Source organism: Bacillus sp. CGMCC 1.16541, from assembly GCF_003184905.1.
In the GTDB taxonomy this organism is placed as follows: domain Bacteria; phylum Bacillota; class Bacilli; order Bacillales; family Bacillaceae_H; genus Priestia.
Genome location: NZ_QFRU01000045.1, coordinates 1 through 10,342 on the forward strand (window position 1 = coordinate 1; position 10,342 = coordinate 10,342).

Below are 10,342 nucleotides of genomic sequence, written 5' to 3' on the forward strand. Positions count from 1 at the left end.
CAAAACAAAGCCGTTAAAAATCTCAACCTTCGTGAATGGGATTGCCCTTCTTGTGGCGCACATCATGATCGAGATATTAACGCAGGACAAAATCTTAAAAATGAAGCAATAAGACTTCTAACCGTAGGGACTACGGGGATCGCCTAATCAATAACTAACTGTTAGGTTGGTGTTCTTAGGAATCTCCCACTTCAAACAGCTCGTAAGAGTGTTAAGTGGGGGTAGTTCAATTTAATCAATCAGAGGGCGTATGGAAGTAAAGAAAGTGAATGATCCATCAATGAAATCGTCTCACAAGCTTAAACTAGTGGTTATTTTCTGCAGCGGTTTTGTCCAACTGTATACGTACTATATGATTTCAGCTATGAGCCTTTTCTTTCTCGTTGACTTAATCTATCGCTTGTTCATGGACGTAGATAAATATGTTGCACAAAATGGCATCGGCCCTTCGACGGGGGTCTTAATGTTTGTTGGCTTAACGGTTGTTCCTCTTCTTACAATGGGGCTCACATATTCGACGATGACGGTGTTGCGAAAGAAGTCATGGAGAATTGTAGGGATGATTGTCGGTGGGCACCTTATAATGGCAATTACCTTAGGGTATTGGTTGTAAATGAAACGTCGTTCTTTAAAGAACAAATGGGCGCAGGGCTCATTTTTGAAAAAGGTTCGATCAGTACGGTCGTTGTGACAAAGTTGTATACGGGGCGTTATATGCTTTGGTATGTAGAAAAAGGCAGGTAGAAAAAACGTATAAAAAAACAAAAAAATTTTGATCAGGTACCCCTTTTTGGCCAAATTCTTTCTATATATATAGTGAAGAATTGGTTTGAAAGGAATGAACGAGATGATTTTACAAAATGAAAAAGGCATCAAAAAAGGAGAGAAAACCACTCCAGTCGCTGTGAGTGCAGCGGCGTGGGAGGCGTTGCTTCGTATTGAACGAGTAAGTGGCATCACAGAAAAGTGTGAGGTGACGTATAAGCGTCATCATGTAACAAATGCAGATTTATCTCTGTTTTTCTTCTTATATAAAGTGTGTAACGTAAAAGGAGAGATCAAAGATTTACAAGAAGGCTATAAGCATCATTTGTATCAAACATTTTGTACATACTATGAACGTCCAATGAGTGTGGCCCAGTTTTATGTGAGTTTTGATAAGCTTCACAATCATCAGTTGTTTCGTATCCATCATGATCATGTGACAGGGCTATACAAGATTGAATTATGTCACTTCTTTAATGAAGAAACAAACAAACCTCACCGCTATGTCCCCGTATCTCCAATTATCTTCACAAAAGCATTTGCCTCGCTTACATTAGCCGCCAAAAAACTATACCTCCATTTATTCATGCAACAACTCCCAGGTTATACTCACCGAAAACTAACGGGTGAAACAGGATTGTACACGTTTCTTCGTAAAACACACCCACATCATCTTCGTGCAGTGTTCGCTGAATTAACCTCTCCAATCGGTGATTATCCACCCCTTTGTCAAACTGCTACCCTTGAAAAAAGCAACTATACATATACATACGCTCGATTTTTATTGAATGCTCATTACATGCAAAAAGAAGAAGCAGAATACCGTGAACCGATGACGTCTCCACTTAAATACCCGCGCAAAGCCTCTTTTATCAAACGTGTTCTGAATGAACTTGGCATCGGAGAACTGACATCGCAGTTATCATTACTTGTGAGCTGTTTGAAAAATCAAGGTCATGCGGTCATTCGTTATACACTTTATCGTGTGAAACAGTACATGAAAGCAAATGGAACATTTCCAACAGAACTTGCTTACTTTTTGAAGAAAGAAACGCGTCAAAAGCGGGAGTCTGAGATTTTACAAGAGGCCGTTAACGCAGGAATTGAGCCACTTCTAGCACCTAAATTAGTTGGTGATGAGCGGAAACAACGCTTATTTGAGTTTGCGCTTCATTTTTCAACCTATTCGTTGTCACAACTACGCGCGATGTTCACAAAAGCACGTACTTTGTTAGACGACACCGTTGTAGGCGGTGAGTTACAGATAGGAGATTACAAGTTTGATTCTCCGTTGACAGACAAGGTAAGTGGCTTGTTTGCTGTGCGAATGGCTGCATATCACCGCCAAATTAGTCCAAATCGATTGTTTGAAAAAGAGCAAGAAGCAGCAAATCTGTTGGTTATTGAATCAGAACGACAGGTATGTAACTGGTTATTACAAGAATTGGACAAGCTTCCAACAGTCATCACCGTGCAGACGAGGTTTAGATTGGAAGATTTTATTGACAAGTATTGTTTTGACGGGGTTTAATAAAGGTATCTTTACAATTCCTTAACAATTGTTTATCGATCTAGCGATTTAACCATAACGGAAGGGCTGTTATGGTTAAGTCGCTAGACCTAAGGGTATGACGCCCCCCTTGCGGGGTTGGCGTCATGCCCTTAGGAAGACCTTTTTGGGTTTGTGCGAGAGGTCTGGGTAGATGGTTGAGTAGTGCTTTTCTTGTTGAGAAGCGTGTTGAGTTAGTTAAGTGAAATTGAATTTATTTGGAATGAGATCTTTAACTGAAGAACGGTTATGTTTTTATGTCTCGATTAAGAGGATGACATCACTCTTTTGGGGTTGGCGTCATACCCTTAGGAAGACCTTTTTGGGTTTGTGCGAGAGGTCTGGGTAGATGGTTGAGTAGTGCTTTTCTTGTTGAGAAGCGTGTTGAGTTAGTTAAGTGAAATTGAATTTATTTGGAATGAGATCTTTAACTGAAGAACGGTTATGTTTATATGTCTCGATTAAGAGGATGACATCACTCTTTTGGGGTTGCGTCATACCCTTAGGCAGATCTTTTTGGGTTTGTGCGAGAGGTCTGGGTAGATGGTTGAGTAGTGCTTTTCTTGTTGAGAAGCGTGTTATGTAAGTTAAGTGAAGTCGGATAAAGATGACACACGATTTCTAACAGAAGAACGGTTATGTTTATATGTCTCGATTAAGAGGATGACGTGACTCTTTTGGGGTTAGCGTCATACCTTTAGGCAGATCTTTTTGGGTTTGTGCGAGAGGTCTGGGTAGATGGTTGAGTGGTGCTTTTTTTGTTGAGAAGCGTGTTGTGTGCGTTTTGAATCAAGTTGTCTACTAAGCGGATAATAAGATGATAGATAAATAGGTGAAAAAAGCCGTGTTTGGTGCGGCTTGTTTTGTCGTTGAATAGAGTTGATGGAGAAAGGAAGTTTTGATTCCTGTATGTATAAAGTATTTCAAATTATGTTTTTACTTGGATCTTTGTATTTAGCGTTTGTGTTTTATCCAGCGCCAGAAGCTGCAGGTGTGCTTGTTCATTATAAGACGCTTGCGTTCATTTATATTCCTGCGTTGTCTGTGTTAGGAAGCACAATGTTTCAGATGATTCGTGTGTATGTAAAAAATCGCCGTGTGTTAGCGGTTGTAAGCAGTGTGCACATCGTGATCTTTGTGGTAATCGGTTATGTTTCACTTTCAAACTTATATTCTCTTATGGGTACACTACTGTTTATGGGAGTAGGCGTTGTGATTGGGATTTTTCAATATAAAATCTTAAAAAAGCTGAAGCAAGTGTATCATTATGAAACGATCTAACACCGTTCTACAAAAAATCAGCAAGCGTGATGTGGAAAGTGCGTATAAGGTGGATAAGTAGGTATATATGTGGAAAGAGCTTGCGTCGTTTTTAGGTGGTTTTTCGTTTAGCTCATCTCTTTTTATTTTATGTAGAGACTGGGAATGATCGTTTCAATTTTATGTAGAGTAAGAACATAATCTTTTTAATTTCTTGTGTAAAAAAAACGGCGAATCCGTTGGTACTCAACGGTTCACCGCGTCTCTATAAAAGGTTTAGAAGTTTTAAAAAAGAAAAAGAAATAAAAAAGAAAAGTAATACTTACACGCCTACTTTAATTGGAATATAAATATCCATTTCATAATCATCGCTATCAGGATGTTTGGCTTTCGTTGCTTGTACAATTTCTAATTCAGGTCCATCTACTAATTCATAACCTGTTTTTGGAAACCACTCACTCCAAATCGCTTCATATGTACGAAAGAGCTGTTTGACGGATCCTTTATGCGTATAACGTACATACGTAAAGGTTGGAAACGTATGAACACTCATTCCCTCTGGAATTCTCTCAGTATCACTAACTTCCATTCCTGCAATATAAAAATAATCATCACTTCTCGGTGGAATACAAATGCCGGTTATGACATTGTTTTCTACGGTGTGGTTCACTTCCGTTTGTCTATTTAGCATCTCTTCCCAAAGATTGCCGATTAACATTGCATCTTTCTCATTTTGATGTGAACCTTTTTTGCAACCCCAACAACAGAAAATCCTCGTTTTACTACGATTTCTCCTTGCATAATGGCACCTCAAGTTTCGATGTTTGTGAAGCTGAGATAAAAAGACAAACAACATCTGTTTTTAGCTCAGCATGCCATCCCATTTACTTGCAAAACAAATGAAGATGACATATATACCTTCTTTTTTATAGCACTAACTTACAGTTGAACCTCATACACGGATTATAACATAAAAGCAAAAAACGTCCATTCTTATCACAACTTCCTTTTTTTCTGCATCAATGCACAAAGAATGCAGTTTTTTTTACGTGTACTTAACAATAAAAGGTAACAAAGTCATAGGATAAAAGGGTTATAATTCCTTTTTTTTCAAAAATGTAGGTATTTGGTTTGTGACAATTAAAAAGAAGCGGTGCTATAATGTGAACGTGAAAAAGGAAGGAAGTAAGAGGGGGAGAGCGATGAAACGGCCGCACATAATGATCCTACTGATGTGCCTATTAATTGTAGTAACTGGATGTCAGGCAGAGAAAGTAACACAATTGGAAGAGACATCTAAACAAAAACATTGGGGTGTTACTCATGTGGTAAAAAATGAGCATGAGCCAGGTGAAAAGAAAATAAAGGTTGCGGTTTTAGATAGTGGAATTGCGGACATTGACGAGCTGCGACATGCGATTTCGTATTCATACAACACGTTTAATGACGAGGAAGAAACGAATGATGAATACGGTCACGGCACAATGATTGCGAGTATCATTGCTGCTAAAGCGAAAGATGTAAGTGTCAATACTAATGTCGAATTGCTAGACATTCAAGTGTTAAATGAAAAAGGACAAGGAAATGTCGAAAGTGTTGTGAAAGGAATACATAAAGCAATTGAACAACATGTTGATATTATTAACTTAAGTATCGGTTTTTCAAATGATCATTCGGCTTTACAAGAAGCTGTTCAAGCAGCGATCCAACAAGGAATTGTTGTTGTTGCGTCAACAGGAAATACAGTTGGAAACGCAACGGATTATCCAGCTCAATATGAGGGCGTTCTTTCGGTTTCAGCGGTTGATGAGAACAATGAACGCTATTTGTATGCAGGTAAAGGAAAAGTGGATATTGTCGCACCGGGTGTCGATGTTCCAGTCATTAATGCTGAATCAACAGTCGAGTTTCAAAGTGGCACATCATTCGCAACTGCGTATGCAACAGGGATTTTATCGCTTTATATGGAAAAAGGTGAAGTCATTGATGAGTCATTTTTGAAGCAGAAAACGAAAAAAATTGGCGAGTTAGAAACGTACGGATTAGGTCTATTAACCTATGAATAATCCGAATATCCCTTTACAATTTTTTAACAGAAATATGGAAAATAGTGCTTGAATGTGATAAATTTCTGTTTTACTCTGTAGGAGGCAAGAGAAAATACAGAAATTGGAGGAGAAATCGTGAGAAAGTTTGTTTCAAAACCGTTTATCGCTTTTCTATCATTTTTAATTGCTTTTACTGTGGCATTGAGTCCGGTGTCAGCAAAAGGGCAAAGTGGAAAGGGAGATTTCCAAGAGAAGTATGCTGCGTTAGAACAATCTGGGTTTTATAATCCAGAAACACACGAGATTTTACTATCTGAAGAAATTGCAAAGTCACATTATGATTTTACAGATCAAGAGCTAGCAGATATTAAAAATCGTTTAGCGAATTTAACAGATTCAGAAGTTGATATGATTTTAGATTTTAACGGAATTGATGTAGATGAAATTGAAGCAGGTGCAGATACCGCTCATGCGAACTGGATTTGGTTAATTCCTGTAGGAATCGGAATTATTGTAGCGGGTGGCATCATTTTCTCAGCGTTATACTTTAGCCACCAAGAAAAAATGACGTTAATTAACCGTTGCTATGATAAAGGTGGAAATCCACGTGTATCAAGTCAAGATAAAGCTGGTTTAAAAGGAACAACAAACAGCGGAGAAGCACAACAAGCAGGCGGCTACAAGTTTGAGTGTGTGAAGTAATAAGCAATCAAAGGGGTGTCTCGCATGGGACAAGCCCCTTTTGATGTTCTTTACTACAGCAAAACAAAGGAGAGAAAAGCAGATGACAAAAACAACAAAACTTTCTTTAGCAACAGCCGGAATCGCGGTAGTAATGATTGTCTTTTTAATTGGGGTAAAATCGTATTTTAATAATCAGGAATTAAATGTAGCGACAGATCGTTGCTTTGAAAAGGGTGGCCAACCGAATGTCGAGATGACATTTTTAACATTGAGTTATTCGTTTTCATGTGACGAAAAATAAATTATATGCATGTTGAAAAGATCTTTTTCACAAGCTCTTCATGCCTAAAAAATAGGCGTGAGGGATGATGAAAAAGGTCTTTTTTTGTAGGTGAATTTCTTATAAAAATAGGAAAAAGTATATGAAACGAACAAGCTTTCTATCACGTATAATAGATGTTACATATAAGCATATGACGCCCCTCTTTTGTAGAAGGGAGCGACTACTAATTTGATTATGACATGCTTTTTTGGTTACGTGGCTAAGAGATAGAAGGGGGCGAGAGGATGAGGGTACGACCGTTTAAGAGAGAAGATGTACATGATGTGTATGCGTTATTTTATCGGACCGTTCATACGATTAATAAGCAAGATTATAATCAAACACAATTAGAGGCTTGGGCGCCGAATGACGCTGATTTACAGAAATGGGAACATCGGTTAGCCAATTCCTTTTCGTTTGTGGCGATGAATGAAGAAAAAATGGTCGGTTTTGCGAGTATGACAGAAGACGGCTACATTGATTTGTTTTACGTTCACGCTGATCATCAACAAGAAGGTATTGGCCATGCGTTGTTTCAAACGTTAAAAGAGGTTGCTTTTGAACAAGGGTTAACGCGATTTGTGACGGAAGCAAGCATTACCGCAAAGCCTTTTTTTCAGCATCAAGGATTCCGAGTTGTGAAGAGACAGCGAAAACATATGCGAGGTGTCGTGTTCATTAATTATGTGATGGCATGTGAATTGAGGAAAGCGCCTCTTTACGAATAAATAAAAATTTAGTATGATAACACGTTCAATTCGGACACCCAACCTATTACCCAAAGTTTGTCTTTGAACGAGCGTCTAACTATGGAATCAAACCATCGTTTGAAGTCGGAGAAGAGTTCTTTATGGTAAAACCGTTACGTGAAGGTGGATTAGATGGTGTGAGTGGGGTTGTGGTGTATTCGAAGGCTTTTAAATAGAAAGAGAGAAAAGCTTAGGGATGGAGATTCCTAGGCTTTTTGTCTACTTAGTAGAGAAGGGCTTTCTTTAAAAACTGCGGATTGCTTAGCTTAGTAAGTAAATTATTTGCACGTAGGAAGTGTCTTTGTTCATATGAAGTTAGAAATTTAGATGATGTTTTGTTTGTATAGTGCTTTACCTCATGTCTATCCGCTTGGTAGTTGTGTTAAAAAAATATTCCTCTCAGAATGACCAAAAATGGTTATTCTTATCTAGTAAGATATCCTTAGAAAGTGATTGAGGGAAAGACAAACGAAACTACATGATCGGTGGGCTACCGACTAAAATGGTGGATCTTTGCCCTTTCTCTTCAAAGCTATAAAGATTCTTATTAAATGGAGGATAAGGAAAATGGCAAATGAAAAAGTAAAAAAACCGTTCTATAAAAAATGGTGGGTGTGGGTGTTAGCTGTGATAATTATCGGATCTGTCGCAACTGGTGGAGAAGAGGAAACAGCATCGACGGAACCAAAGAGTGAAGAAGCGTCAGCGGAAGTAAAAGCAGAAACAGAAACAGCTGCTGCAGAGCCAGCTAAAAAAGAAGAAAAGAAAGCATTTGGCATCGGAGAAGAAGTGAAAGTTGGAAACTTAACGTATGTGGTAAATGGTGTCGAAGAAACAACGGAAATTAGCAACATACTTGGAGACAAAACGACAGAAGGAAAATTCATTGTCGTGGATCTGACAGTGAAAAATACAGATAAAAAAGCGCGCTTAGCGGATACAAATATGTTTAAAGTGTTAACAGCGGATGGAACAGAGTACTCAGCGGATGGAACACTTGACATGTACGTAAACGAAGCGGGAGAAGGATTCTTCCTTCAAGACCTTAACCCGAACATCGGCAAAACAGGAAAAGTCGTCTTCGAACTACCAACAGAAGCAGCGCAATATGACTTGCAAGTAAGCTCAGGCCTTGGTTGGTCTGGTGGGAAGTATGAGACTATTGTATTAAAATAAATAGGAGGAACGTGATCTGACGGAAAAGTTGTCAGATCACGTTCTTTTGACTTTAAAGAGAAGTTTCAAAGGTTTGGATATAAATTGAAATGGTCTGACGAGCGCGAACTAAAATGCGGACAATCTCTTGTCCCTCGCATCCTTCCATGACTAAGCGCACAGACATGATTCGCTGACGAGCCCGTACATCATCTGTCTGCTTTTCTAGTTCTTTAAGTTCTTCAATGGTCCATCCATGTGTAGTAGCTAGGCGTAAAGCACCCATGATCGTTCACCCTCCTAGTAAATGAATAGTACTAGGATAGACAAAACCATTGAAAGTTTAAACCTATGTTAGATTTTTAAACAGGATTTATATAGGTAATTTCCATTTTTATATTTATATCACTAGTGTTGCATTAATTAAATTTTAATATTAAAAAGACTCCTAATCTTCAATAATTTTATTTTAGGCAAAGAAAAAGTCCTTTATAATGGAAATAGTTAGGTGGTAACCCGTCCAAATCCACTAATAAAGGACCAATCTCATGGACAAGATTACACGAAAAACTTCATTTGGACAATGGTTTTCACCAATAAATCTTCATTTAGTTGAAGAAAACGTGAAAACGATGAAATTAGATTTCTATACGAAAAAATTAACGACAGAGTCATTTCTTAAATTATTACTTTTTGCACAGCTTGAAGAAGTTGAAAGCCTTCATGCGTTGGGGGATTGTCTTTTCGATGACCAACTTCAAAAGGCAGTAAACCTTGATTCCATTAGTATTTCTCAGCTTTCACGGCGTTTAAATGGATTGAATCCAGATTTATTTCAAATGCTTTTTCTTGATTTGGTTGGACAAATTCACGCTAAAACACACTATACCAAACTGGTTATGCCATTAAAAATCATTGATTCAAGTACATTACCACTTAATTTAACTCATCATAAGTGGGCAAAATTCCGAAAAACAAAGGCAGGTGTGAAGTTACACCTTCGCCTTGTGTTTATGGAAAAGGGTGACTCCTATCCTGAAAAGGCGGTCATAACAACGGCAAATGAACATGACCGTGGTCAACTTGAAATCATGGTCGATGATAAAGAATGCATGTATGTGTTTGACCGGGGTTATCTAGACTATGAACGCTTTGATCGCATGACAGATGATGGTTACTTTTTTCTTTCAAGGTTACGAAAAAACGCAGTCATACGGGAGGTTTACGACTTTAAACTTCCCAAAGATTCATCTGTTTTATCTGATCAAATGGTCTTGATTGGAACGACTCAAAACCGGACTGAAAACTACTTTCGCCTTCTAAAAGTAATGGATTCAAAAGGAAATGTGCTCCATTTAATCACGAATCGTTTTGATTTGAGCGCCGAAGAAATTTCAGAGATGTATAAATCACGATGGGCTATTGAACTATTTTTTAAGTGGATCAAGCAACATCTCAATATCAAGAAATTCTACGGTCAAACAGAATGGGCCATTCAAAATCAAGTGTTTATCGCACTAATTGTTTATTGTCTGCATGTTCTTGCGCAGATTGAAACAAGAAGTAAGCGAAAAACATTACAAATTAGCCGTTATTTAAGGGCTGCTTTGTGGAAACCAGCATATATCTGGATACGAAAAATTGAAGGAAGAACGATTCCTTAAAAACAAAACATTGTCGTCGTATTAGTTTAACTGCAAATATTTTCCAAATGGACAGAACCACCTTTGATTAGGTATTTACTTTTTTGGCTATAAATCCGAAAAAGTATTAAACTGAAAATTCAAACTATATTTATGCAACGCTAGTG

General features: G+C 38.0%; 12 protein-coding genes. 10 read left to right on the forward strand and 2 right to left on the reverse strand.

Translation table 11 applies throughout. The annotated features are described in order from the left end of the window. The 4 genes from DIS06_RS19650 to DIS06_RS19665 form a co-directional block, all read left to right on the forward strand. On the forward strand, positions 1-147 hold a 147-nt coding region (locus DIS06_RS19650), incomplete at its 5' end, for a zinc ribbon domain-containing protein (protein WP_162596043.1). 103 nt (positions 148-250) lie between these two features. Further along, positions 251-613 carry a hypothetical protein gene (locus DIS06_RS19655; RefSeq protein ID WP_110114935.1) on the forward strand — a complete coding sequence of 121 codons (363 nt, stop codon included), beginning with the start codon at positions 251-253 and terminating at the stop codon, positions 611-613. A 234-nt stretch (positions 614-847) separates the two neighbouring features. Further along, positions 848-2,296, forward strand: a complete 1,449-nt coding sequence (locus tag DIS06_RS19660) for a hypothetical protein (RefSeq protein WP_110114936.1) — start codon at positions 848-850, stop codon at positions 2,294-2,296. A 927-nt stretch (positions 2,297-3,223) separates the two neighbouring features. After that, a complete protein-coding gene (locus DIS06_RS19665) occupies positions 3,224-3,595 on the forward strand; it encodes a hypothetical protein (RefSeq protein WP_110114937.1) in 372 nt (123 codons plus the stop codon). 301 nt (positions 3,596-3,896) lie between these two features. Here DIS06_RS19665 and DIS06_RS19670 read toward each other — a convergent pair whose 3' ends face one another. After that, positions 3,897-4,292, reverse strand: a complete 396-nt coding sequence (locus tag DIS06_RS19670) for a GyrI-like domain-containing protein (RefSeq protein ID WP_239422168.1) — start codon at positions 4,290-4,292, stop codon at positions 3,897-3,899. A gap of 484 nt (positions 4,293-4,776) precedes the next feature. On the opposite strand from DIS06_RS19670, the gene DIS06_RS19675 reads away from it, so the two are divergent. The 5 genes from DIS06_RS19675 (at position 4,777) to DIS06_RS19695 (ending at position 8,553) form a co-directional block, all read left to right on the forward strand. Continuing rightward, a complete protein-coding gene (locus DIS06_RS19675) occupies positions 4,777-5,640 on the forward strand; it encodes a S8 family peptidase (protein WP_110114938.1) in 864 nt (287 codons plus the stop codon). A 117-nt stretch (positions 5,641-5,757) separates the two neighbouring features. Continuing rightward, positions 5,758-6,324, forward strand: coding sequence for a hypothetical protein (locus tag DIS06_RS19680; RefSeq protein WP_110114939.1), 567 nt, complete (start codon positions 5,758-5,760; stop codon positions 6,322-6,324). 82 nt (positions 6,325-6,406) lie between these two features. Then, positions 6,407-6,607, forward strand: a complete 201-nt coding sequence (locus DIS06_RS19685; protein ID WP_110114940.1) for a hypothetical protein — start codon at positions 6,407-6,409, stop codon at positions 6,605-6,607. A 266-nt stretch (positions 6,608-6,873) separates the two neighbouring features. Further along, positions 6,874-7,356 (forward strand): GNAT family N-acetyltransferase, encoded by a 483-nt coding sequence (locus tag DIS06_RS19690; protein WP_110114941.1) that lies wholly within the window; start codon positions 6,874-6,876, stop codon positions 7,354-7,356. A gap of 588 nt (positions 7,357-7,944) precedes the next feature. Continuing rightward, entirely contained in the window at positions 7,945-8,553 is a 609-nt protein-coding gene (locus tag DIS06_RS19695; protein WP_110114942.1) for a DUF4352 domain-containing protein, read from the forward strand. 52 nt (positions 8,554-8,605) lie between these two features. On the opposite strand, the gene DIS06_RS19700 is transcribed toward DIS06_RS19695, so the two are convergent. After that, complete coding sequence (locus DIS06_RS19700; protein WP_110114943.1) at positions 8,606-8,818, reverse strand: hypothetical protein; 213 nt, start codon at positions 8,816-8,818, stop codon at positions 8,606-8,608. A gap of 262 nt (positions 8,819-9,080) precedes the next feature. Between DIS06_RS19700 and DIS06_RS19705 the strand changes: the two genes are divergently transcribed. Then, a complete protein-coding gene (locus DIS06_RS19705; protein WP_110114944.1) occupies positions 9,081-10,196 on the forward strand; it encodes an IS4 family transposase in 1,116 nt (371 codons plus the stop codon). The last annotated feature ends 146 nt before the right edge of the window (positions 10,197-10,342 follow it).

Excerpts from the sequence above, each read along its gene's own strand:
- DIS06_RS19655 (WP_110114935.1), top strand. The coding sequence starts at position 251 with ATGGAAGTAAAGAAAGTGAATGATCCATCAATGAAATCGTCTCACAAG.
- DIS06_RS19660 (WP_110114936.1), top strand. The coding sequence starts at position 848 with ATGATTTTACAAAATGAAAAAGGCATCAAAAAAGGAGAGAAAACCACT.
- DIS06_RS19665 (WP_110114937.1), top strand. The coding sequence starts at position 3,224 with ATGTATAAAGTATTTCAAATTATGTTTTTACTTGGATCTTTGTATTTA.
- DIS06_RS19670 (WP_239422168.1), bottom strand. The coding sequence starts at position 4,292 with ATGTTAATCGGCAATCTTTGGGAAGAGATGCTAAATAGACAAACGGAA.
- DIS06_RS19675 (WP_110114938.1), top strand. The coding sequence starts at position 4,777 with ATGAAACGGCCGCACATAATGATCCTACTGATGTGCCTATTAATTGTA.
- DIS06_RS19685 (WP_110114940.1), top strand. The coding sequence starts at position 6,407 with ATGACAAAAACAACAAAACTTTCTTTAGCAACAGCCGGAATCGCGGTA.
- DIS06_RS19690 (WP_110114941.1), top strand. The coding sequence starts at position 6,874 with ATGAGGGTACGACCGTTTAAGAGAGAAGATGTACATGATGTGTATGCG.
- DIS06_RS19695 (WP_110114942.1), top strand. The coding sequence starts at position 7,945 with ATGGCAAATGAAAAAGTAAAAAAACCGTTCTATAAAAAATGGTGGGTG.
- DIS06_RS19700 (WP_110114943.1), bottom strand. The coding sequence starts at position 8,818 with ATGGGTGCTTTACGCCTAGCTACTACACATGGATGGACCATTGAAGAA.
- DIS06_RS19705 (WP_110114944.1), top strand. The coding sequence starts at position 9,081 with ATGGACAAGATTACACGAAAAACTTCATTTGGACAATGGTTTTCACCA.